This window comes from Sphingobacterium alkalisoli (assembly GCF_005049105.1).
Taxonomy (GTDB): Bacteria; Bacteroidota; Bacteroidia; order Sphingobacteriales; family Sphingobacteriaceae; genus Sphingobacterium; species Sphingobacterium alkalisoli.
Map to the genome: position 1 here is coordinate 100797 of NZ_SUKA01000007.1, position 22480 is coordinate 123276.

The window sequence follows — 22480 nt, forward strand, 5'->3', positions numbered from 1 at the left end:
AAAGTGTACGGGCGCTATTCCCTTATCAGTTCTTCAATCTGTTTTAAGAATTTGGCTGATGCGTAATTGGCAAATCCCGTATTGTGGTACCTGATTTTTCCATTTTTATCCAGCACAATTGTTGTCGGCAACGCTCCGGCATAAACCTCTCTCGGAATATTACCATTAGTCGTAAATAACGGAACCGCATATTTTTCCTTGTTGAGATATGCTCTGCCCGTGGCAAGATCATCGTCTTGGTTGATTGTTAAAAAGAAAACATCAGGGTTGTCTTTGAACTTCGAATAAAACGTCTCTATGGACGGGAATTCCGCCCGACAAGGGGGGCACCACGAAGCCCAAAAGTTAATAAACACCACTTTACCCCTTAATGACGATGTATTTTGAACGTTTCCATTTTCATCGGAAAAATCAAAATCAAGATTAGCTGGGTTTGTGTTATCAGCAATTTTGTTGTCTATACTTGCATTAAACAGCCCCGTTGCCATTAACTGCCTAAGCACAAATGATTTTGCTTCGGGGCTTACGAACATTACTCCGATAAAAATCAACATCAGTACCGTAAAACCGTTCTTCTTGATGTGCTGCCAAAACTTATTTGCTGGTGGTGTTTCTTTTGAAACTTCTTTATTGTTCAACATAACTCGCTTTATCTATTAATTGCTTGTGATTAACTCATTAAGGGTCTTGATCATTTCAAGACTTATAATCCCTGCCCCCCTTTTATACCGGTTAGCGGAACTATAAAATTCAAGTGTAATTCTCGAATTGAATTTTATATTTTAGTTGAATGCTAAGGCTTTGAAAGCCTGCCCGAACGCCAAGCATAAAACGTTTCAATTATAACGATCCTTATCGATATATACAATGATGATAATCCACAGTAGTGAATTGTAATTGAAGTTAGGGCTTATGGCAAGGCTAGTTGGCTGAACAAGTACGGAGATGGCTGAGTATATAGCAATGACAAGACAATATGAAATTGAATAATTTTTATTTCCAAAATTGTTGATACTTTTGCGGAATGACAGTAGAAGAATTACGTAGTGCCTTGTTGGGCAAAGAGTACCCTGAAACGGTCCGGATAAGTAAAGATCAGACTGTAACCGATGTGGATAAGTTCCTTCATATCCAGTTCATCATGTGCGAACAGTGGACGAAGGATATCGCTAAGTCTCCGGCTTACGGTCGATTGTTAAAGTTTTATGAGGCCACGCGCTAAAAAAACTCCTTCAAACCATAACTATATTGAGGGACGTAAACTACAAGCTTTAAAATACTATATTTGATTTTTGCAACAAGATGAATTCTATCACTATCAAAGAATTTTATCAGGATATTTTGGGAGAAAGCTGTCCTGACATCAATCAATTCCTTCAAGATAATATCCAAAAAGACGTTGGTCATTTCAATGTGTTTGACATTTCGGAAATTTCCAAAACCTGCACGTCGAAAACCGGAATGCCTTACAACAGGAGAACTTATTACAAAATAAGCCTGATAAACGGAAAAAACAAAGTAGAATACGCAGACAAAACCATTGAGATTGAGGATTGTGCAGTTTTGTTTGCTTCTCCAAAAATCCCTTACAATTACACGCATCTTTGCACGGAGCAATCCGGACATTTTTGTGTCTTTACCAAGGATTTTTTACCGACTTCTAAGATTGGATTAGAGATAGACAACCTTCCGGTTTTCTCGCCCCAAAGTGACTTTATCTATCAAATATCTACAGAACAGTTTCAAAACTTCGAAGCTATTTTCGTTAAAATGCACCAAGAAATCCAGTCAGATTATTTTTACAAATATGATTTACTGAGAAATTACTTAATGGAATTGATTCATGTCGGGCAGAAATTAAAACCGATTTTTCCCGTCGAGAACAATAAAACGGCTGCCTCCCGAACCACAACGCTGTTCATTGAACTTTTGGAAAGACAGTTCCCAATAGAAAATATCAGTCAGCTTCTTCAATTAAAAACACCGGCAGATTTTGCCGGAACGCTGGGTGTTCACGTCAATCATCTCAATAGGGTTCTGAAAGACACAACAGGAAAAACAACCGGCGAAATCATCGGAAGCCGAATCGTCCAAGAAGCCAAAATACTTCTCACCCAAACGCAATGGAATATTTCCGAAATCGCCTTTACGCTGGGTTTTGAAGAAGTTGCTCATTTTTCTAATTTCTTTAAAAAATACAGTAAGCAGTCGCCACAACATTTTAGAGAATTGATGATTGTTTGATTTTTACAAACTTTCATTTGATTTATGCAACTACGGTAATGCGTTTATTTTCCAAATTTATACCATTAATTAAAACAATAAAAAATGGCAAGCAAAATAGCATTAGTAACGGGCGCAAGCCGTGGATTGGGTAAAAATTCGGTGATAGCATTGGCAGCAAAAGGATTTGACATCATTTTAACCTATCAAACCAAAAAGGAATCTGCGGACGAAGTAGTAAAAGAAATTGAAAGCGTCGGACAAAGAGCATTTGCGTTGTCTTTGGATGTTTCTACAACTTCAGTTTTTGACCAATTTGTAACTGAAGTAAAAAATATCCTGGACACTCAATTTTCTTCTGCTAAACTAGATGCATTGGTTAATAATGCAGGAATCGGAATCAACGAAAGTTTTGAAACGACAACCGAAGAAATCCTGGATGCAATGACAAATATTCATTTCAAAGGCCCTTATTTCTTAACGCAAAAATTATTACCATTGTTGAATGATGGAAGTAGCATAGTAAATACGTCTTCCGGTTTGGCGAGATTTTCTTTTGCGGGATACTCCGCATATGGTGCGATGAAAGCGGCAGTCGATTCATTGTCGCGCTACCAGGCTTTGGAATTAGGAAGCAGAAAAATAAGAGTGAATTCCGTAGCTCCCGGCGCCATTGAAACGGATTTTGGTGGCGGAGCTATTCGGGATAGTGCAGAATATAATCAGTTAATTTCTTCGCAAACCGCATTAGGAAGAGTTGGTCTGCCAGACGACATTGGAAGTGTGGTTGCATTTCTTTGTTCCGATGATTCCAAATGGATTAATGCGCAAAGAATAGAAGTTTCGGGTGGATTTAGAATTTAATTCACTCTATAATTAAGGTATTAATTATCCTACTCAACTAATTTGTTGGGTGGGATTTTTTTATGATGAATAATGTGCCAATCGGTGACGCCCAGATCGTCGCAATTTGTAAAGATTTATTCGCGACACAACTTTTTGTTCTTACATGTTTTTGACAAATCACTATAAAAATATGGCTATGTTTGCCGCTTTTGCGCAATACAACTTAATAAGGGAATGATCACAAACATTGAGGAGAAAAATATCAAACAGGTTTACAAAACATCTATAATTCAGCAAACAGCCTACTGGTCTGAGGTGAAAAAACTTCAGGGATTGAAGTCAAGAGCTTTTAATTTCAAAACTAGACCATGCGATCTTTTCGTAGAATCTGTTGATAAATCCCATTTTATCGGGGATTTACTTGTGATCATCCAATCCATTGACAAAACGCATTGCATAGCCTACGTTCCTTACGGTCCCGAGGTCGAACCGTCCGAGGAGTTTCAAGGTTTCTTTCTGGAACAACTTTCTGAAGGCTTGAAAGATTTTTTACCAAATAACTGTATTATGATCCGTTACGATCTCTCGTGGGAATCGTTATGGGCAAAGGATGAAACCTATTACGATATCGATGGCACTTGGCTCGGAGCTCCAGAGCAAAGTATTCAAGAAATGCGGCTAAATTTTAATACGGCAAACTGGCGTCTCAAAAAAGCAAATACCAATATTTTGCCTTCTAATACTATTTTTATGGATTTGAAAAAGGAACCAGACACCCTGTTGTCAAGGATGAAACCTAAGACACGCTACAATATCAAGTTATCATCTAGGAAGGACGTGAAAGTTCATCTTTTAGGTCTAGAAAGCTTAGATATCTGGTATAATCTATATCGCGAAACTGCTGTTAGAAATAATTTCGTATTACATGATATCAGCTATTTTAAGATCATATTGTCGGCTAAGGCAAACGATACACTTTCTCCTGCGGATGTTTATCTACTAGTCGCCAAGGCGGATGATAAACCTTTGGCGGCTATGTTTTTGGTTATTTCAGCACAAAGAGCAACTTACTTATATGGTGCGTCTTCGTCTGAAAACAGAAACTATATGGCGACTTATTCGTTGCAGTGGCAGGCGATGTTACTAGCTAGAGAGAAAGGATGCACGGAATATGATTTTTTCGGTGTATCACCACAAGCTGACCCTGCTCATCCGATGTATGGTTTGCACCGTTTTAAAACGGGCTTTGGTGGCACCATGTATCATCGTATGGGTTGCTGGGACTACCCTCTTGACGAAAACAAATACAGATACTATGCATCTACAGAGTTTCGAAATCAAGGTTATCATATGACGTAATATTACAAATATAATAAATGGAAAAACCTTTAAGCCGCATATATGATGAAAATAAATGTTCCTAAAGATTGTGATAATGCTCCGAAGAGAAAAATAATTCGTGATTTTATTATTGCTTGGTTCAAAAAAGAATGGAGTGATATTGAAAATATAATTGAAGATGAATTTCAATTCCGAATAGTAGGTAAACAGACAGTCGAAAATAAAAAAGATTTGCAGAAATATCTACAAAATGGTGTAGAGGTTACTACACTCACAATAGATGAGGTACTAAGCCATGGAAAATTCGGCGCATGCAACGGAAGCGTCGAATTAAATAAACAAACGATAGATTTCGCATATTTTTTTAGTTTTAAATCCGCCGGAAAAAATACCGTGACGAAAATTTCGGAATATAAAATTCCGTGTAAAAATTAACGGATATTATCAGACCGTTCATTTCGGTCCTTTAATTTCCTAAATAATACGACGGGACTGGAGCTTGAGGATAGCCCTGAGAGCGCTGAAGCACATAACTCCTATAAATAGGATCTTGCATTAGTGTTACTTTGCGATCTTTCGCCGGAATAGTGGTGTGATAGACTCTCAGTTCACCGGGAAGCGCTGTAACGACCTCCTCTCGCCAATCACCAAATAGATCTGCAATCATAAGGATATCTCCATATATGCCATCGCCAATTTTATCTCCATTCCAATACCCTATTGATTGGTTTCTTCCACCGGACGTAGATTCTGCACCCCATCGATTATCATCGCCAAAAAACAACTGACGAATATTTCCAGAATCCCACCATATCCAGTTTCGACAAGGAGGAACTTCCTCATTGGAACCCAGTTTTTTACCCTGTGCGCTCAACAGGTATTTATCTGTTGAGCCTCCTTTCCTATCTTCTGTGGCAAAACATTCTAATCCAGGGCTCGTAGGATCGATATCTGCCACCATTCCATCACCAACATGAAATGTCTTATGCCCGACACCCCAAATTCTCTCTCCATTATTAGCATCAACAGTTGAAACTCCATAACCGTTATCTATCCAGGGCTCGATAGCCAAAAATACTTCCAATCCCTTTCTTTCCGGATCGATATCGGTAAGATAAGCTTTATCAGAATGCCCAAGACCAGTCGACCATCGTAAAGTTCCATTATTATTGAGCATGCAAGACCCCAACAAAATTTCATCCTTTCCATCTCCATCCACATCGCCTGAAACCATATTATGCGCGCCTTGACTTCTAACAACCGGATTTTCCTCATCTCCGTCCCACCGCCACAATTTTTCTAATTTACCATTGTTCAATTGCCACGCATCCACAACCATTAATCTGTAAGTACCCCGAGCCGCAAGTATACACGGTGTCTTGCCATCGAGGTAGGCCATACCGATTTGATTTCGATTTTGCCGGTTCACATCACCGTACCGATCATTTCGCTCAGGCCAATCGACAAGAGCGATCTCCTCGCCGGTCATCCCGTTCCAGATGGATAAATGTTCACTCCCCCCATACACACGCCCCTGATCATTCTTTAAAAAGTCATCCCCCGCTGTTTTTAAGGCCACCTCTGCTTTTCCATCCCCATCAAAATCGTAAACGATAAAGGGTGAATACCATACACCCGGTTCTATACCGGGCCCTAAATCCCTCGTCCACAAATAGGTACCATCATGTAAATACGCCTCTATCTTATACGTCGTACCGTCGTTTGGGTTAGCAACCCCGGGATCCACATTGCTATTCGGATGGCGGATGATATAATCATACTGCCCGTCGCCGTTTAAGTCGGCAACTGCAACACGACCAGCCGTAACACTTGGATCTTTCAATTTTATTCTGTGATAATTAGATTCATTTACAACGTTTTGAGGTAATGATTTTTTCTTGCTTAAGCTTCTTTCTTCTCCTTGAATAGTTTCAATCCAGTACAGCACATTACCTTTTCCGATTTTAGTATCGACAAAATCAGTCGTTTCGGTTATAGGCCTTTTATTCAGCTTTTTCGAGACATCATTAACGGAACGGTATATGTTAAATGCTGTGATTTCATTATCTGACTTTAGTAATCTCCAACTTATATGAATTGCATTGCTTTCTTTAACATGGGCTAAAGTCAGTCCCCGATCCAGTGGTTCTTCAACTCTTTTTTGCGCAAAGCCATTTACCTCGGGCTTTATCGCATGACGAGGTGTTAGAATCTCGTACATATAGGAACGTTCTCTTGAGTCTTGAGATAAAACGGTGGTATTCAATACAGAAATCAGTGCGATAATAAAAAGGATCTTTATATAGTTCATAATGCGTTTATAATTTGCAACTTGTTTATCTTATTCTAGATTTATTCTGGTATTCACGAAGTTATGGCTTTAAGACCCTGAACGCAACCTGTACCATCCTGTTCAAAGAACTAGATAGTCACCTAATTTGAAGGTTAAAATCGACAATCCTAAAGAATAAGCACTCTGTCAACCGTCCGATAACATAAGACCAAGTAGATGATAAACTTACCTCTTCTGTATGGACGGCAAAGTAAGAGCTGGAATGCACTTCAACTTCAGAAAGAAATATAAAATCGCTGTTATATACGGAGAATACGATTACAATTCAGGACATAATATCCTATTTAAGAAAATTAGCGTACCAATATCCTGAAGATTTTACAGTACGCTGCTGGCTTTGAAAGTCAACGTAAACCAATCCAAATCTGGGGTGGTAACCTTCAGCCCATTCAAAATTATCAAGAAATGTCCACACAAAATATCCTTTGACGTTTACCCCCTCCCGCTTTGCTCGAAGCACCTGTGCGATGGTTTGTTGCAAATAGGCTATCCTTTTGGGATCGCTTACCTGATGGTTCTCTATCTGATCGGTAAAGGCAGCTCCATTTTCGGTAATAATCAGCGGTGGAATATTTGGATAAGCATTGAATTTCTTCAAAATATGGTATATTGACTCCGGATAGATCTCCCAATTCATTGCTGTCATTTCTACTTTACGCTTTTGGGCACTTACAATTTTTGCTTGTAGAAAAGGAACAAATATTGCATGTCGTACGATCTCGCGGGTGTAATTTTGCACACCAATAAAATCCATGTTGAAGATTAAATCGTTGTCGTCATTTTGCTTCATGTATTTCTCAATTCTATTAAGAATCTTTATTTCAGCAGTTGGATATCCCATTCCCAACAATGGTTCTATAAAGAGCCGATTGAGCAACGCATCTGCTTTTTTGGCGGCGACGATATCTTTCTCTCGCGTGGTGAACGGTTCGATGTGAGAGCATGAAAAAGTCGTGCCTACCACACTGTCTCTTTGCATCGTTTTAATAACCTTGGCACCATGAGCTTGCGCAAGTGCTGCATGATGTGCGGCTGCTAAAAAATTATCTAATCCCCTTCGTCCTGGAGCATGCACCCCTAAAAAATAGCCGGCAGCGCTAAATACAGTGGGTTCATTTAAAACCATCCAGTTTTTAACACGATCACCAAAATGTGTGACACAAACGGAAACGAAATAACCAAACCATTCCTTGATATCACGATTTACCCAACCACCTTTTCTTTCGAGCGCATGAGGGAGATCCCAATGGTACAACGTAATCCATGGTGTGATTCCCAATTGAAGCGACAGATCGATAAGCCTATCGTAGAAATCGATCCCGGCAGTATTAATATTACCAACACCATCCGGAAGTATGCGGCTCCAAGAAATGGAAAATCTATAATTCCGAATATTTAGGCTCTGCATTAAATACAAATCTGCTGTATACCGATTGTAAAAATCACATGCCGTATCCCCGTTTTGATTTTGATGTATTTTATTTCTGTTCTTTACGAAAATATCCCATATCGAAAGGCCTTTGCCGTCCGTATTGTGGGCTCCTTCGATTTGATAAGCAGCAGTAGAAACGCCCCAAATAAAATCTTCGTCGAAGGCTTCTTTAGTTAAAAGCATTAATTATAGAGATTTTTTGCACAAAGGTAACATTCTCTTCTATCTGGGCTAGATTTTATGAGATCTAAGAGGAGAATAAAACGAGCTAAATTGAGTTAAAAACAACTGTAGAACAATCCTTTGAAAAAAATACCCAATCGCTTTCATAATTCAACTGTTTTAAACTACAAGATTATTTATATCCTCACACAAATAAACGTAGTATTTGTGAACAGGATATTAATCTGCTATTAATTTTCTGTAAACTACAGGAAGATCAAAAATCCGACGGCTCCAGTTCAGGAAAAACAGATGATTTTTTATGCTGTGCAGGCAATTGTATTGTGCAAACGATTCTCGAAGAATTGACTATTTTTGTAAGATGTCGAAACCACCTATCGTTATAATTGGAGCAGGTGCTGCTGGATTAATAGCTGCACAACAACTTGCTTTGAATGGGTTTGAAGTGCATATATACGAACAGAATAAAGCAGCCGCACGTAAATTTTTAGTGGCTGGTCATGGTGGACTTAATCTTACACATAGTGAAGATATAGATACTTTTATAAAAAGGTATGACCACATTGAAATACAAAAGATTGTCAGATATTTCGACAATAAAGCCACTATTGCGTGGTTTGATGATCTAGGAATTGCTACATTCATCGGAAGTTCAGGAAAAATATTCCCTGCTAAAGGAATAAAACCCATACAGGTACTACAAGCTATACTTGCCAAACTAACAGACATCGGCGTTAAAATTATATACGGATATCGTATGATAGACTTCGATGGGGAGTCGGTCTCACTCGACTGCCAAGGTAAATCGATACGAATCCCTTATCAAAAACTAATATTAGGTCTTGGTGGCGGGTCTTGGGCAAAAACTGGTTCGGATGGAAAATGGGTAGATCTATTTCAGGCGAAAGGTATTCAAATTAGTACACTTCAGCCAGCGAATTCAGGTTTTAATACAAATATTGATTTTTCTCCATTGGCCGGAAAGGTATTGAAAAACATTCAGTTAAAATTTGAAGGACTTCACAAAACAGGTGAAATTGTATTCACGACCTACGGTATTGAAGGTGCTCCTGTTTATTATCTGAATCACTTGGTTCGTCAAATATCTTTTCCTATCACCCTATTTCTGGATATAAAACCTACATATACATTAGTAGCTATTGAAAAGGAATTGAGCTATAATGGAAATATAAGTTCCATTCTTAGAAACAAGCTGAAACTCTCGCAGACAGCGATACAGTTGTTGAAATTTTTGGATAAGGAGACTTATACAAATCCATCCAAATTAGCATATGCTATTAAAAATTTACCTATTGAGGTCTCTTCATTTAGACCCATTGATGAGGTTATATCTACTTCGGGAGGAGTTTCTTTTAAAGAATTGTCTGATTCGCTGGCTCTAAAAAAATATCCAGATATTTTTTGTATTGGTGAAATGCTGGACTGGGAAGCTCCTACGGGAGGTTATTTGCTGCAGGCTTGTTTTAGTTCGGGTGTATGGGTTGCTGATAATATAACGTTAAAATAACGCGTGTATTTGGTACTTTTTGATAAAAATTAACGAACTTTATAAAAAGAGTATTAACAGTATAAAGGAGAATAAGTATGTCATTTAAAGAATCTTTTAACGTCAACGGAGAGAATCTCCTCAAAAAAATCAAAGAAATCATCGCGGAGGGAAATGTTCGAAAAATTATCATTTCAGATAAAGCCGGCAAAGAGATATTAAGTTTCCCCGTAACCATTGGAGTCGTTGGCGTGGTACTTTTACCTATTTTTGCGGCTGTAGGTGCATTAGCTGCTTTGTTAACAGAATGCACCATCACGGTAGAGCGGTCGGATTCGTCTAAGGAGCATGATCAAAATGATACGCCTCCCCCCACTGAAAACCCAAATACACCAACAGATATTTAATTATGTCGAGAAGTGATTAAATAAAAAAAAGGATAGATACGCTATCCTTTTTTTTATTTAATAGGGTTATTTTTTGTAGTACTTCATTGCTTCCGGAATATAGCTTTGGAGCTGAGAGATACGTCTGGCATCGCTAGGGTGCGTACTTAAGAACTCAGCTGGCGCTTGGCCGGATTTAGCAGAAGACATTCTTTCCCAAAACTTCACAGCTTCATTAGGATTGTAACCTGCCATTGCCATAATGATAAGTCCTGCTCTATCGGCTGCCAATTCATCATTTCTGGAAAACTTGAGCATTCCGAGAGGAGCCCCAATACCATACAATTGATTTATTGCAGATACTGCGCGATTATTTGTCGTAGACGATGCGGCGCCGAGTACCTGTGCGCCAAGTTGTAATGCAATTTGATTAGACGCCTGTGCTACTGAATGTTTTTCAATAGCGTGCGCAATTTCATGCCCCATTACTGTAGCCAAACCTGCCTCATTACCTGCAATAGGAATTATTCCACTATATACGGCCACTTTACCACCAGGCATACACCATGCATTCACATCATCACTCTGTACCAGGTTAAATTCCCAATTGAAATCATATTGATCGGCAACTCCTCTTTCTTGTAAAAATCGATTCGTCGCGGACGCAATACTATTTCCAACGCGTTTTACCATAGTTGCATTGGATGTACCGGTAATAACCTTGGTTTCTGAAGATGTTAGAAACTCTTTGTAAGCCAACGCGGCTTGTTCGTTCAGCTGAGTTTCATTCACCAAGCTTAAGTATTTTCTCCCCGTAACGGCCGAAGTAGCACAGCTCGCCAATATCCCCCCAATCAGGAATATGGCAGTATAGTTAAATATTCTTTTCATAATACACATTACTATAATAATCCATTTTGATTAACATATGCAATTCTAATGCCCAAATAGATTAATCAGGATTCTTTTTTTTAAATAGATATATTTTAGACTCATGGCCTTTCAGCAACCGCTCAATATTCTTTTGATGCGTAATAAGAATCAACGCACAGATAGCTATTCCATACAACAGTACGGAGGGTACCGTTGTCTTAAAGATAAAGGCAACACTGATGGGAAACGTAAATCCGGCAAGAATGGAACTTAAAGAAACATAATGAGACACTAATAGACAGATAACAAAAACAGAGACACAGCAGAGGGCTGCCGGTGCGTGAATGGCAAGCACCATCCCAAACAAAGTCGCCACACCTTTCCCACCTCTAAAGCCTGCAAATATGGGAAACAAATGCCCTATAACGGCGATTACCCCCAAGGCTAGTTGGAAGTTTACGAAATAACGTGAATTATGGTCTCCTATGATCGACCCGTCCAGAAGATAGGGCAAATTAGTCGCTGTCCAGCCTTTAAAAATATCTACAAACATGACAATGGCACCTGCCTTCGGTCCCAATACCCTAAAGGTATTGGTTGCGCCTGCGTTTCCACTTCCATATTCCCGCACATCGACGCTATAAAATGCTTGACCAAACCACACTGCAGTAGGTATTGATCCAAACAGATAAGCTAATATGACAATACCTACTAAATAAATAGAAATCATTAATCGTCCTTATTATGTTATATTAGTTTGGCCTTCAAACTTAAGTCAAGGCTTTTTACCGAGTGTGTTAATGCACCCACAGATATGTAGTCCACTCCCGCCAATGCATAATCTTTGATTGTCTCTAATGTAATACCGCCAGAGGCTTCAGTTATTAACCGCCCATCTACCAATTTCACAGCCTTTTGTACATCTACAGGTGTAAAATTATCAAACATCACGCGATCGACTCCTTCACAAGCTAAAACCTCAGCCAGCTCTTCAAAATTCCGAACCTCCACTTCTATTGGTATATCAATTGCAAAGTCTTTTTTATAACTAGTTGCATGCGCAATAGCATTCGAAACACCGCCCGCATAATCTACATGATTATCTTTAATAAGAATCATATCATACAAACCAAAACGGTGATTTTCCCCTCCACCGATCTTTACAGCTTGCTTTTCTAAAAAACGTAAAAGTGGTGTCGTTTTGCGTGTATCCAATACCTTAGTAGTTGTTTCCTTCAATAAATCAACATACGTAGCGGTTCGTGTAGCGATGCCAGACATTCGTTGCATAACATTCAAAACCAATCTTTCGGCCTTTAAAATACTATGTATATTTCCACGTACAACTAATATAATATCACCGTATACAACAGGAGATCCATCGTTAATAAAAATTTCTACTTGCAAAGAAGAATCTATGTAATTAAATATTTCCAAGGCCACATCCACCCCCGCAATTAACCCCTCTTCCTTGACCAAAAGTTGTGCTTCTCCACCTTTATTCTTACCAATAGTAGATAATGAAGTGTGATCTCCGTCCCCAACATCCTCAATTAGAGCAAGTTTTACAAACTCAAGCAATTTTACTTTAAAATCTTGATCCATTCCAAACTATAAAATATTAGGCTAAGATGAAGAAAATATATTTTATTCTAAAAATTATTGCTTGGAAATTGTCAAAAAAATCACTCTATTCGCAGTTCTGAGATCGTGAAATCTCCTTTGATATCGATCAACTTGACAAATACACGGTAAGATTTTTTAATGGTCTTCAGACTATAAATTAAGTATTTATTGCTCGAATTTCCGGCTACCTTTTGAAGATGTTTTAGTTCCGTTATCTTATTCGCTCTAAAAAAATCATTGAGTACCAGTTCTGCCTGAAATTTAGAATAGACGCTTTCTTCTTTATTTATAGACAGACTTAATGTGGAAGCAAAATGTTTGGATAACGTTTTGCTATTGCCATTCTTTAAACCATTATATATATCGGCATGGATATTACCCTCGACAAATGATTGCAGAGGCATAATCACCATTATTATAAACACTTTTAGCAGGTTCATCAATTATGTATCTAATCATTTAATAGCCGTGTGACAACTACCTTATTATTAAGTTAAAAACCATGCCAATTAATACTATGAAAAAAAATGATTGTCTGTACAAATGAATCATGAGCTTGCGTCTTTTTCCAAAGGGTGTTCGTGAATGCAAAGCATTTTATCTAAATTTGTATGTGGACAAATTAAATCAAAAAAAAGTTGCATTACTTATCCTGGATGGGCTAGGTTATGGAAAAAACGATAATTCAAATGCTGTAATTGCTGCAGATACGCCTTATTTAGATTATTTAATATCGACGTACCCAAATTCAAAACTTGAAGCTTCAGGTGAAGCTGTCGGGCTTCCGGAAGGTCAAATGGGAAATTCCGAAGTGGGACATATGAATCTGGGAGCTGGTCGTATTGTTTACCAAGAATTAGGCCGCATCAACAAGGCGGCACATGAAGGTCTATTCACCACACATCAGGTTATTCAGGATGCATTTCAATATGCGAAAGACAACGATAGAAAAGTTCATTTTGTCGGGCTTTTATCGGATGGTGGTGTTCATGCACATATCGAACATTTAAAAGCACTATGTGACGCAGCTCAACAAGCAGGCTTAACAAATAATGAAGTATTCATCCATTCTTTTCTGGATGGCCGAGATACGGATCCAAATGGCGGTATTGATTATGTAAGGAGCCTTCAGGATCACTTGACCCACTCTACCGGAACGATGGCTTCGGTAATTGGTCGGTATTATGCCATGGATCGCGACAACCGATGGGAACGGGTAAAACAGGCTTATGATTTATTGACAAAAGGAATTGGAAGACCTTCAACCGATTTGCTTGCCTCAATTCAAGATTCGTATAATGCAAACATTACCGATGAGTTTATCCAACCCATCGTTATGGTAGATTCTAATGGTACCCCGCGAGCTACCATTGAAAATGGAGACGTTGTTATCTGTTATAATTTTAGAACGGATAGAGGTCGTGAAATTACTATAGCATTAACGCAGGAAGCATTTCCAACGTATGACATGGTACCATTGAACTTATATTATGTAACCATGACATCTTATGACGACACGTTTAAAAACGTGAACGTGGTATTTCAAAAAGATAATCTAACAAATACTTTAGGAGAGGCACTTACCTCTCAGGGTAAAACGCAGGTCCGCATTGCTGAAACCGAAAAATACCCTCACGTGACTTTCTTTTTCTCAGGAGGACGTGAAGATGAATTCGAGGGCGAACGTCGTTTATTAATTCCTTCTCCAAAGGTAGCAACATACGATTTGCAACCAGAAATGAGCGCATATGGTATTGCAGAGGCAATCTGCAATGATATGGAGACCAATAAACCCGATTTTATTTGTCTTAATTTTGCAAACCCAGATATGGTAGGACATACCGGTGTGTTTGATGCGGTAATTAAAGCAGTAGAGACTGTTGATAAATGTACTCAAAAGGTAGTCGACACCGGATTAGCAAACGGATATTCTTTTATCATACTAGCCGATCATGGTAATTCAGAATTTATGATCAATAACGATGGATCGGTTAATACGGCGCATACAACGAACTTGGTACCCTGTATCTTAATTGATAAAGACTACCACGCTATTGCAGATGGTAAATTGGGAGATATAGCTCCCACGGTTTTACGGTTATTAAACCTACAGATCCCTCTTGAAATGAATGGCAATGTATTGGTATAAACGAAACTCGCAGCATATTTTAAAAGCTATAGCAATTCTAATTTGTAACGTAACTTTATTTTCATGCATATCCACGGATCCTGCTCAAAAGAAGCGAGCTGAGTTATTTGATCTCCCTTCGTTTTTTCAGTCCGAAATTAAAAGTTTAAAGGAAACAAATCCAACCATTACCAAAACAGTTAGAAAGGACAGTATTTCGGAAGTTCAAGAAATCAAAATTAAAAACTGGGACACCGAGCTTGCTAGTTTCGTCGCAATAGATATCAATAAACCTGCTTATTCTGGATATGTAGACATTGACAGCGTAGACAATTTAGTAACCTATACGATTACTAACCCCGACCTTGACCTTTCATGCATTCAAATACAGTACAAAAATGGAAAAGCAAATGATATCGTTATAGAAAGAAAAGTAAAAAACTCACTTTATAGTACGACGGAGCTTTTAGAATACCGAAAAAACGATAGTTATACCGTGGAAAAAAATCAGGCGGTAAAAGTCGTAGGAGAAAATTATTACAAGATAAAAGGGGAATTTTAATTAAAATCCCCCTTTTTATGACCTATTATTTGGATTTGTTTTGTTCTTCAAGCTGCTTTAAAGCTTTCTTCTCTGATCGTATATTTAGGTATTCGACCAATACGGAAAATGCCATCGCAAAGTAAATGTATCCTTTAGGAATATGCTGATCAAATGCTTCTGCTGTTAATGACACCCCTATTAGTAGTAAGAAAGCCAACGCCAACATTTTCACTGAAGGATAATCATTAACAAATCTACTGATTGATTCTGCAGACAGCAACATAATTACTACAGCGACAATAACAGCAGCTATCATAACCCCTATTTGATCAACCATACCCACCGCGGTGATAACAGAGTCTAACGAAAATACAAGATCGAGAATCAAAATCTGAAGGATTACACTGGTGAATGTGACCGGCTTGCTTTTGCTATTCGCTACTTGTATATGGCCTTCTACCTTGTGATGAATTTCCGTCGTGGACTTATAGATTAAAAATAGACCTCCGATAAATAAAATCAAATCTCTACCCGATAACACTAAATAGGGAACAATCTTCTCGTTAGTGATATTAAAAAGTTCTGCGAAATTTACCAATGGAGTAGTTAGGCCCATTACCCACTTAATAGAGAACAACAGCCCAACCCGCATCACTAGGGCCAACATTAAACCTAGCTGACGTGCTTTCTTTTGTTGCTCTAAGGGTAATTTAGCACTTTGAATCGATATAAATACGATATTGTCAATGCCTAATACGACTTCAAGAACCGTAAGTGTCAAAAAAGAAATCCATACATTTGGATCCGATAACCATTCCATATATTTGTTTTATGTTTTTATTTGCTGTAAAAATAATATTTAAATCTGATCTATCAAGAATAATGAACCAGGGATACGATGTTGTCGCTAAAACGTGTCAGACGACCGTGACTTTGTAAGAAGTCCAAACTGATAACAAACGAATACCCTACAATGTTTCCACCTAATTTCTCAATAAGTTTGGATGCGGCAACAACAGTACCACCAGTAGCTAACAGGTCATCGTGAATCAAAATATTTTTTCCTGCTTCAAATGCATCTTCATGAATTTCTATCGTAGCCTGACCATACTCTAGTTTGTACGACTCTGAGATTGTTTTAAAAGGTAGTTTACCTTGTTTACGTATGGGCACAAACGGAACATCCAACTGGTTAGCCAGCATCATACCAAATAAAAAACCTCTGCTTTCGATACCCGCTATCGCATCTAGTTTAACACCTTCTAAGTGTCTTTCAAATTCACGTACGATTTCTTTGCATAACATTTGATCTTTTAAAATTGGTGTAATATCTTTGAAAACTATACCGGGTTGGGGGAAATCCGGAATATCACGGATCACTTTTTTAAGCTGTTCTTCTAGCATACGATGTTTTAGAATTGTAAATACGGCGCAATTTTACGGAAAAAATCCTCATTTAACACAGGTATCTCCCTTAAATTATCCATCTCTTTATAATATCCATGTTGTTCTCGGTAGTTAACGATCAACTCTGCTTGCTTGCGGGAAATATAAGGATGCTTGCTCAATTCCTGTTTGGTTAGTTGATTGATATTTAGTTTTCGAATTATTGCAGCGTCTAAGAATAATTTGTCCTTTATCTGCTCATAATATTCGGGGGTGACACCATACACTTCGGTAACTTGTTCGGTTTTATTAAAGCCACCTAGGGCATTTCTATATTTTATGATGCGAGCGGATAAAACAGGGCCTATTCCTTTCAATCTTTTAAATTCGCTGGTATCCGCCCTGTTTATTTCAATCATTAAAGGAATTACAGGATTTGATCTGCTGGACTTTTTACTATCTGAAGCAACATGCCCAAATCTATGGCTCTCCTTTTCCGAAATCTTGATATAAGGTTCGATTCGCTTATAATCTTGCGCTGATATCGAGTATATTTTTTTTACATCCTCTTTTGTGTAAAACTTTCCTCCTTTGGACTCATAATTTTTGATAACGGTAATTTGTTTCTTAGAAAAACCTAACCTTTCCCAATCCTCTACTGAAAGTGCATTAGGGTCGAAGTCAAAATACCTGATGTGCTTCTCAGAAGTAGGTACAGATGATAGCACATCGCGAGATTCCTCAACGGGTGCATATTTCGCTTCCTGCTTTTCTTTTTTTTCGTCGGCGAAGTATACAATTGAAGATTCAGGCGTATCGCTCTCTCGCGTAAAACTGTACATTACAGGAAAGAGTAATACAAAAATAATTAGTACGACGAGAACAAAAAAACCACGCTGTTCGGCTTGGGTTAAATTAAAATATTGAAAAAATCCTTTCATATATAGTTTTTATATCACGAGCTAGAATATCTCCGAGAGCTAAATTTCAGATCTTTACTTAAATTTGCAAATATATTTCTAATATTACAACATGTATTTTGTCAATGCCCCTATTTTCCTAAGATGGTACTATCCCAACGTAATATGGAATAAATCCAGACACGATAAAAAATTATACTTGACATTTGATGACGGCCCTGTACCTGAAATTACCCCTTGGATATTAGATGTTCTAGACGATTTTAACATTAAGGCTTCCTTTTTCTGTGTAGGCGAAAATATCGAAAAGCACCCTGAAATCTTCGATAGAATAATCAAAAATGGGCATCAGGTCGGCAACCATACGTATAATCATCTGAGAGGTTGGGATCATAACGATGATATATATATTGAGAATATTATGAAATGTCAACGTTTGACCAAATCTCACTTATTTCGACCGCCTTATGCGAGAGCTAAAAAATCTCAGCTATCCTTACTTAGTGATCAATTTGAACTGATTTATTGGGATGTGCTCAGTGGCGATTTTGATTTAAACCTTTCTCCCCAAAACTGTTTGCAGAACGTATTGAAACACACAAAAAATGGTTCTATAATTGTCTTTCACGACAATATTAAAGCAATTCCACGTGTGCAATATGCGCTCCCTAAAGCAATTGAACATTTCTTAAAACGAGGATTTTCTTTTGAGACTTTATAACATTTCAATACGCACTCCGTATTCCTTAGCCGCCGTAACACTAAAATAACCAAAGGCACCATTGGAAATATTCGATTTCGGATTTGAGGGGGCCGCATTGCCGGGATTGGCAAACTGAACCTCATTCCAATAATCGTAGACATCTTTGCTTATACATTGTCTTCTTACGATCACCGAATCTCCGATTGCTAGCGAATTGTCGCTATTGGTTATTTCGTGTGAAACAAATAATCCATCGTTAAATTTATCATTAAATACCGAAGAAAATTTAAAAGTACTACCGTTTACGGAGGTCGAGTATCGATAATAATTGGGGATATCTATCGGATCGTTGAACTTCAATAGCACGAAATAATAGGGTTCATTAAAAATACGTTCCTCAATCACACCCAATGAATCAACTGCTACGAAATCCTCTAATCTAGACGTAGCTTCAAACAATTCATTGTCGATACGAACTGATAGATCATATACAACATTCTCCTGTAGCTTGAGATTTTTGAACGAATAATATCCTTCTCCCTGGTAAGTAAAATTAAATACCTGACCTCTCGAATCTGAAACGGAAACTAGCGCATGTTCAATTGACTTGCTTGGAATATCTGCACTAAACGGGACTGTTTGTGTAACACGAATAAATTGATCAGAAGACAGGGTAGTCAAATCAGCTTCAATTACATATTTTGGATCACCTTCATTCAGATTTACTTCGATGATTTCTTCACACGAGACACTTACGAAGGCAACAAACACGCTTATCAATAGATAAATAGATCTTGTCATTTTCTTAAAATTTAAAATTCCACGTAACCGAAGGAATAATGCCAAAAAGGGCCACTTTGTAAGCCTCGGTAACATTCGCGTTATCCTCATTTTCTCTAAAATCAATAATGTAGGCGTTTCTGCGATTGTAAGCATTATAGAGTCCAAAAGACCAGCTTGAATGGAAACGTTTATTTTCTTTTTTTGGTTCGTACGTAGCAGATAGGTCTAATCGATGGTAATCTGGCATGCGGTATCCATTTCGTTCGGTATAATAAAACAAGGTACGTCCATCGACTTGATATTTACCACTGGGAAAAGTAATTGCATTTCCCGTATAATATAAAAATGTAGCGCCTAACGACCATTTCTTAGACAATTCATACATTCCCACCACAGAAATATCATGTGTACGATCTTGTCTTGCATTAAACCAATCTCCGTCATTGATCTGCTCGAATTGCCGCTCACTTTTTGCCAAGGTATAACTTATCCAACCATTTAATTTACCCTTCGATTTGCGTAAATACCACTCCAAACCATAAGATCGACCGATTCCATACAATAACTCGCCTTCTAGATATTTGTTAGCTTGGAGATCTGCTCCGTTTCGAAAATCAATCTGGTTATCCATAAATTTATAATATCCTTCCACAGAGAATTCATATGCGTTGTTCCCAAAATTACGAAAGTAGCCAATAGCGGCTTGGTCTGCAAATTGTGGCTTTATATTCAGGCTACTTACAACATATTGATCAGTTGGCAACGAGGAGGTTGTATTCGTTAACTGATGTAGGTTCTGAGCAATTCTATTATAAGATATTTTAACACTATGTTCCGAATTCAGAATAACAGATAACGACAAACGAGGCTCAAGATTAAAATAATGCTTTATAACACCTCCATCAAATGATTGTTCGCCGATGGGATCACCATCTTCATCATATTCATAAAATGTACCTGGCCCCTGCACCATAAAATCGGTCGCACGCAAACCATATATCATGGAAAGCCAACTTGAAGGTTTCCATTCGTGCGAAATATAAGCCGCAGCTTCTATTCCACTTCTGCTTTCGATATCAATCGAATTGACCGACGACTCTTCTCCAGCATTTAAGCTGGCGGGTGAAATTTTCTGACGCAGCAGGTTTATTCCAAAGCGTAGTGTATTATTATTGTTGGCATAATACGATAGATCTTCTTTTAGATTAAAATTCTCAATCTTTGAGGCAATTGTAAAATCTCGATCATTGTTAGACACGTTTACATTGTACGTAAAATCACTATAAATCAAAGACGTATTACTAAATAGCTTTTCATTGAAAATATGATTCCAGCGTACAGTGGCCGTAGCATTTCCCCAATCAAAGCTAAATAACTTGCCGTACCCCAGATCATCCTTACCAAAATATCCGGAAGCGTATAGCGTATTCTTATCGTTAAATCGATAATTAACTTTTGCATTGAGATCGTAAAAGTAGAGCTTACTTTGATTGACTGTTTCATCATTAGATAGCTTCAAAAATAGATCGGCATACGTACGTCTTCCGCTGATCATAAATGACCCCTTGTCTTTGACGATCGGCCCCTCTAACTTTAAACGTGAAGCGATAAGTCCTAATCCTCCTTCAGCCGCAAATTTTTTATTATTACCGTCTACCATATTGATATCCATTACGGAAGATACACGTCCGCCATATTGTGCCGGAACCCCTCCTTTATATAATTCTACGTCTTTGATCGCATCCGAATTGAAGGTAGAGAAGAAGCCTAATAAGTGTGCCGCATTGTATACAGTAGCTTCGTCCAATAGTATTAAATTTTGATCAGACCCACCGCCTCTGACATAGAAATTGGAAGAACCTTCCCCCCCTTTTCCGATTCCGGGCAGCAATTGAATTGTTTTTAGAATATCTCTTTCGCCAAATACAACTGGAATGTTCTTGACTTCTTCCATCGTAAAATTAAAAGCCCCCATTTGTGCATTGGTAACATTATCATTTTGTTTCTTCATCGAAACTACAACTTCTTCCAATTGATTTTCTAAGGAAACAAGCTCAAAATTATAGCGTTTATTCTCGGTTACATTAACAGACTGTTCTAGAACCTGATATCCAACAAAAGAAACAAACAATTCTACACTAGGCTCTGCCACCTGTAGCGCATAATAACCATAGTTATTGGTGCTTGTTACGCTTTGTGTTCCTTTTATCTGAACGACAGCACCTATCAATACTTCACCTGATGCAGCATCTTTTACATAACCACTGATGGTAATTTTTTCTTGGGCTATTGCTGAAATCGAAAGGAATAAAGCAGTAAATACTAAAAGAAAATATCGCATGAATATCAAAATTGAGCTAACGTATTAATAAGTAACAGACTAATTGCGAAAAAAATCATCGAAAAATGCCATCTGTAATTGAATGGACTTTGCCCAATAATCAAAATTGTGCTTGCCTGGCATAGATACAAAAGTGTGCGGGATATTCATATAAGTAAGTTGTTCATGAAACTTAACGTTAACATCGTAAAAAAAATCACCTGTCCCACAGTCGATTACAAGTTTCAAATTTCCAGGTTTAATAAGATGGATCAACTCCATGACAGTATGTTTATCCCAGGCTTCTTTATTGTCCGAATAAGCACCAAGTCGATCTTCCATATCCCAATTGTGGGGAAATGGTCTGATATCAAGACCTCCTGCTGTACTTCCTGCTGCGCCAAAAATATCTTGATGGCGAATTGCTAAATACAAGGCGCCGTGGCCTCCCATACTCAATCCAGTAATTGCACGTGCATCCCGACCAGAACACACCGCGTAATTCTTCTCCATAAACTCAATAAGCTCTTTGCTTATAAACGTTTCGTATTGATAATTCTTATCACCCTTTATATCCCAGTACCAACTGTTGAAACCTCCATCTGGACATACGATATTATATCCATAAAAGTCTGCTAGATTTTTGATGTAAGGAGCACTGTTCACCCAGTTGGAATAGTTTCCTGAGTATCCGTGCAACAGATAGAGTGTTGGGGCCGGCTCTTTATTTCCCTCCGGCCGAATGATTACAGTTTTAATATTTTTACGCATGGCGACTGAATACACTTGTACTGTATCCACCTGAGCCGAAAATACATTGGTACAAAGACCAAAAGCAAACAAAAGTATTAAATAAACATTTTTCATCCGTATATCATTACTTTATGAACTCGTCTGCCCGTAGAGAGGCGGGAAAGCTCTGTTTT

23 protein-coding genes are annotated in these 22480 nt (G+C 38.1%); 10 read left to right on the forward strand and 13 right to left on the reverse strand.

The features are described 5' to 3' along the window. Nucleotides 1-14: 14 nt before the first annotated feature. Nucleotides 15-641 carry a TlpA family protein disulfide reductase gene (locus FAZ19_RS19390; protein WP_136822423.1) on the reverse strand — a complete coding sequence of 209 codons (627 nt, stop codon included), beginning with the start codon at nucleotides 639-641 and terminating at the stop codon, nucleotides 15-17. Between the two features lie 383 nt (nucleotides 642-1024). Here FAZ19_RS19390 and FAZ19_RS19395 point away from each other — a divergent pair, with 383 nt between their 5' ends. From FAZ19_RS19395 to FAZ19_RS19415, 5 genes are all read left to right on the forward strand, one after another. After that, nucleotides 1025-1222, forward strand: coding sequence for a DUF6965 family protein (locus FAZ19_RS19395; protein WP_136822424.1), 198 nt, complete (start codon nucleotides 1025-1027; stop codon nucleotides 1220-1222). Between the two features lie 80 nt (nucleotides 1223-1302). Then, the gene (locus FAZ19_RS19400) at nucleotides 1303-2244 is read left to right on the forward strand and encodes a helix-turn-helix domain-containing protein (RefSeq protein ID WP_136822425.1); all 942 of its coding nucleotides are present in this window, start codon (nucleotides 1303-1305) and stop codon (nucleotides 2242-2244) included. Nucleotides 2245-2328: 84 nt separating this feature from the next. Continuing rightward, entirely contained in the window at nucleotides 2329-3087 is a 759-nt protein-coding gene (locus tag FAZ19_RS19405; RefSeq protein WP_136822426.1) for an SDR family NAD(P)-dependent oxidoreductase, read from the forward strand. Between the two features lie 216 nt (nucleotides 3088-3303). Next, nucleotides 3304-4428 carry a lipid II:glycine glycyltransferase FemX gene (locus tag FAZ19_RS19410; RefSeq protein ID WP_136822427.1) on the forward strand — a complete coding sequence of 375 codons (1125 nt, stop codon included), beginning with the start codon at nucleotides 3304-3306 and terminating at the stop codon, nucleotides 4426-4428. A gap of 42 nt (nucleotides 4429-4470) precedes the next feature. After that, nucleotides 4471-4845: a hypothetical protein gene (locus FAZ19_RS19415; RefSeq protein WP_211245540.1), complete on the forward strand. Its 375-nt coding sequence runs from the start codon at nucleotides 4471-4473 to the stop codon at nucleotides 4843-4845. Between the two features lie 31 nt (nucleotides 4846-4876). Here the strand turns inward: FAZ19_RS19415 and FAZ19_RS19420 are convergent, their stop codons facing one another. After that, complete coding sequence (locus FAZ19_RS19420) at nucleotides 4877-6721, reverse strand: rhamnogalacturonan lyase family protein (protein ID WP_136822428.1); 1845 nt, start codon at nucleotides 6719-6721, stop codon at nucleotides 4877-4879. Between the two features lie 322 nt (nucleotides 6722-7043). Then, a complete protein-coding gene (locus tag FAZ19_RS19425; RefSeq protein WP_136822429.1) occupies nucleotides 7044-8378 on the reverse strand; it encodes a GH1 family beta-glucosidase in 1335 nt (444 codons plus the stop codon). A gap of 361 nt (nucleotides 8379-8739) precedes the next feature. Here FAZ19_RS19425 and FAZ19_RS19430 point away from each other — a divergent pair, with 361 nt between their 5' ends. Both FAZ19_RS19430 and FAZ19_RS19435 read left to right on the forward strand, forming a co-directional pair. Then, entirely contained in the window at nucleotides 8740-9906 is a 1167-nt protein-coding gene (locus FAZ19_RS19430; protein ID WP_169305712.1) for a TIGR03862 family flavoprotein, read from the forward strand. A 77-nt stretch (nucleotides 9907-9983) separates the two neighbouring features. After that, nucleotides 9984-10292 (forward strand): DUF4342 domain-containing protein, encoded by a 309-nt coding sequence (locus FAZ19_RS19435; RefSeq protein WP_136822431.1) that lies wholly within the window; start codon nucleotides 9984-9986, stop codon nucleotides 10290-10292. Between the two features lie 66 nt (nucleotides 10293-10358). Here the strand turns inward: FAZ19_RS19435 and FAZ19_RS19440 are convergent, their stop codons facing one another. The 4 genes from FAZ19_RS19440 to FAZ19_RS19455 form a co-directional block, all read right to left on the reverse strand. Continuing rightward, nucleotides 10359-11162, reverse strand: a complete 804-nt coding sequence (locus tag FAZ19_RS19440) for a M48 family metallopeptidase (protein ID WP_136822432.1) — start codon at nucleotides 11160-11162, stop codon at nucleotides 10359-10361. 61 nt (nucleotides 11163-11223) lie between these two features. Beyond that, nucleotides 11224-11874 carry a glycerol-3-phosphate 1-O-acyltransferase PlsY gene (gene plsY, locus FAZ19_RS19445; RefSeq protein WP_136822433.1) on the reverse strand — a complete coding sequence of 217 codons (651 nt, stop codon included), beginning with the start codon at nucleotides 11872-11874 and terminating at the stop codon, nucleotides 11224-11226. Between the two features lie 17 nt (nucleotides 11875-11891). Then, on the reverse strand, nucleotides 11892-12749 hold the full coding sequence (nadC, locus tag FAZ19_RS19450) for a carboxylating nicotinate-nucleotide diphosphorylase (RefSeq protein WP_136822434.1): 858 nt from the start codon (nucleotides 12747-12749) through the stop codon (nucleotides 11892-11894). A gap of 80 nt (nucleotides 12750-12829) precedes the next feature. Continuing rightward, on the reverse strand, nucleotides 12830-13174 hold the full coding sequence (locus FAZ19_RS19455) for a DUF4783 domain-containing protein (protein ID WP_229707645.1): 345 nt from the start codon (nucleotides 13172-13174) through the stop codon (nucleotides 12830-12832). Nucleotides 13175-13320: 146 nt separating this feature from the next. On the opposite strand from FAZ19_RS19455, the gene gpmI reads away from it, so the two are divergent. Both gpmI and FAZ19_RS19465 read left to right on the forward strand, forming a co-directional pair. After that, on the forward strand, nucleotides 13321-14919 hold the full coding sequence (gene gpmI / locus FAZ19_RS19460) for a 2,3-bisphosphoglycerate-independent phosphoglycerate mutase (RefSeq protein ID WP_136822436.1): 1599 nt from the start codon (nucleotides 13321-13323) through the stop codon (nucleotides 14917-14919). Then, the gene (locus FAZ19_RS19465) at nucleotides 14906-15460 is read left to right on the forward strand and encodes a hypothetical protein (RefSeq protein ID WP_136822437.1); all 555 of its coding nucleotides are present in this window, start codon (nucleotides 14906-14908) and stop codon (nucleotides 15458-15460) included. Before gpmI ends, FAZ19_RS19465 begins: the two co-directional genes overlap by 14 nt. 25 nt (nucleotides 15461-15485) lie before the next feature. On the opposite strand, the gene FAZ19_RS19470 is transcribed toward FAZ19_RS19465, so the two are convergent. From FAZ19_RS19470 to FAZ19_RS19480, 3 genes are read right to left on the reverse strand one after another with little or no spacing between them, the layout of a single operon-like run. Next, nucleotides 15486-16262, reverse strand: coding sequence for a TerC family protein (locus FAZ19_RS19470; protein WP_136822438.1), 777 nt, complete (start codon nucleotides 16260-16262; stop codon nucleotides 15486-15488). Nucleotides 16263-16315: 53 nt separating this feature from the next. Beyond that, nucleotides 16316-16846, reverse strand: a complete 531-nt coding sequence (locus FAZ19_RS19475; protein WP_136822439.1) for an adenine phosphoribosyltransferase — start codon at nucleotides 16844-16846, stop codon at nucleotides 16316-16318. 8 nt (nucleotides 16847-16854) lie between these two features. Beyond that, nucleotides 16855-17769, reverse strand: a complete 915-nt coding sequence (locus FAZ19_RS19480) for a ComEA family DNA-binding protein (RefSeq protein WP_136822440.1) — start codon at nucleotides 17767-17769, stop codon at nucleotides 16855-16857. A 91-nt stretch (nucleotides 17770-17860) separates the two neighbouring features. On the opposite strand from FAZ19_RS19480, the gene FAZ19_RS19485 reads away from it, so the two are divergent. Further along, on the forward strand, nucleotides 17861-18469 hold the full coding sequence (locus FAZ19_RS19485; RefSeq protein WP_136822441.1) for a polysaccharide deacetylase family protein: 609 nt from the start codon (nucleotides 17861-17863) through the stop codon (nucleotides 18467-18469). Here FAZ19_RS19485 and FAZ19_RS19490 read toward each other — a convergent pair. From FAZ19_RS19490 to FAZ19_RS19500, 3 genes are read right to left on the reverse strand one after another with little or no spacing between them, the layout of a single operon-like run. Further along, nucleotides 18464-19252, reverse strand: coding sequence for a DUF4249 domain-containing protein (locus FAZ19_RS19490; RefSeq protein WP_169305713.1), 789 nt, complete (start codon nucleotides 19250-19252; stop codon nucleotides 18464-18466). The two genes, FAZ19_RS19485 and FAZ19_RS19490, sit on opposite strands and share 6 nt — an antisense overlap. A gap of 4 nt (nucleotides 19253-19256) precedes the next feature. After that, nucleotides 19257-21575 (reverse strand): TonB-dependent receptor, encoded by a 2319-nt coding sequence (locus FAZ19_RS19495; protein WP_136822443.1) that lies wholly within the window; start codon nucleotides 21573-21575, stop codon nucleotides 19257-19259. 39 nt (nucleotides 21576-21614) lie between these two features. After that, nucleotides 21615-22421: an alpha/beta hydrolase gene (locus tag FAZ19_RS19500; RefSeq protein ID WP_136822444.1), complete on the reverse strand. Its 807-nt coding sequence runs from the start codon at nucleotides 22419-22421 to the stop codon at nucleotides 21615-21617. Nucleotides 22422-22480: the final 59 nt, after the last annotated feature.

What these genes read in the sequence shown, in the direction of transcription:
- FAZ19_RS19390 (WP_136822423.1), bottom strand. Translation starts at nt 641, where the DNA reads ATGTTGAACAATAAAGAAGTTTCAAAAGAAACACCACCAGCAAATAAG.
- FAZ19_RS19395 (WP_136822424.1), top strand. Translation starts at nt 1,025, where the DNA reads ATGACAGTAGAAGAATTACGTAGTGCCTTGTTGGGCAAAGAGTACCCT.
- FAZ19_RS19400 (WP_136822425.1), top strand. Translation starts at nt 1,303, where the DNA reads ATGAATTCTATCACTATCAAAGAATTTTATCAGGATATTTTGGGAGAA.
- FAZ19_RS19405 (WP_136822426.1), top strand. Translation starts at nt 2,329, where the DNA reads ATGGCAAGCAAAATAGCATTAGTAACGGGCGCAAGCCGTGGATTGGGT.
- FAZ19_RS19410 (WP_136822427.1), top strand. Translation starts at nt 3,304, where the DNA reads ATGATCACAAACATTGAGGAGAAAAATATCAAACAGGTTTACAAAACA.
- FAZ19_RS19415 (WP_211245540.1), top strand. Translation starts at nt 4,471, where the DNA reads ATGATGAAAATAAATGTTCCTAAAGATTGTGATAATGCTCCGAAGAGA.
- FAZ19_RS19420 (WP_136822428.1), bottom strand. Translation starts at nt 6,721, where the DNA reads ATGAACTATATAAAGATCCTTTTTATTATCGCACTGATTTCTGTATTG.
- FAZ19_RS19425 (WP_136822429.1), bottom strand. Translation starts at nt 8,378, where the DNA reads ATGCTTTTAACTAAAGAAGCCTTCGACGAAGATTTTATTTGGGGCGTT.
- FAZ19_RS19430 (WP_169305712.1), top strand. Translation starts at nt 8,740, where the DNA reads ATGTCGAAACCACCTATCGTTATAATTGGAGCAGGTGCTGCTGGATTA.
- FAZ19_RS19435 (WP_136822431.1), top strand. Translation starts at nt 9,984, where the DNA reads ATGTCATTTAAAGAATCTTTTAACGTCAACGGAGAGAATCTCCTCAAA.
- FAZ19_RS19440 (WP_136822432.1), bottom strand. Translation starts at nt 11,162, where the DNA reads ATGAAAAGAATATTTAACTATACTGCCATATTCCTGATTGGGGGGATA.
- plsY (WP_136822433.1), bottom strand. Translation starts at nt 11,874, where the DNA reads ATGATTTCTATTTATTTAGTAGGTATTGTCATATTAGCTTATCTGTTT.
- nadC (WP_136822434.1), bottom strand. Translation starts at nt 12,749, where the DNA reads ATGGATCAAGATTTTAAAGTAAAATTGCTTGAGTTTGTAAAACTTGCT.
- FAZ19_RS19455 (WP_229707645.1), bottom strand. Translation starts at nt 13,174, where the DNA reads ATGCCTCTGCAATCATTTGTCGAGGGTAATATCCATGCCGATATATAT.
- gpmI (WP_136822436.1), top strand. Translation starts at nt 13,321, where the DNA reads ATGAGCTTGCGTCTTTTTCCAAAGGGTGTTCGTGAATGCAAAGCATTT.
- FAZ19_RS19465 (WP_136822437.1), top strand. Translation starts at nt 14,906, where the DNA reads ATGTATTGGTATAAACGAAACTCGCAGCATATTTTAAAAGCTATAGCA.
- FAZ19_RS19470 (WP_136822438.1), bottom strand. Translation starts at nt 16,262, where the DNA reads ATGGAATGGTTATCGGATCCAAATGTATGGATTTCTTTTTTGACACTT.
- FAZ19_RS19475 (WP_136822439.1), bottom strand. Translation starts at nt 16,846, where the DNA reads ATGCTAGAAGAACAGCTTAAAAAAGTGATCCGTGATATTCCGGATTTC.
- FAZ19_RS19480 (WP_136822440.1), bottom strand. Translation starts at nt 17,769, where the DNA reads ATGAAAGGATTTTTTCAATATTTTAATTTAACCCAAGCCGAACAGCGT.
- FAZ19_RS19485 (WP_136822441.1), top strand. Translation starts at nt 17,861, where the DNA reads ATGTATTTTGTCAATGCCCCTATTTTCCTAAGATGGTACTATCCCAAC.
- FAZ19_RS19490 (WP_169305713.1), bottom strand. Translation starts at nt 19,252, where the DNA reads ATGACAAGATCTATTTATCTATTGATAAGCGTGTTTGTTGCCTTCGTA.
- FAZ19_RS19495 (WP_136822443.1), bottom strand. Translation starts at nt 21,575, where the DNA reads ATGCGATATTTTCTTTTAGTATTTACTGCTTTATTCCTTTCGATTTCA.
- FAZ19_RS19500 (WP_136822444.1), bottom strand. Translation starts at nt 22,421, where the DNA reads ATGAAAAATGTTTATTTAATACTTTTGTTTGCTTTTGGTCTTTGTACC.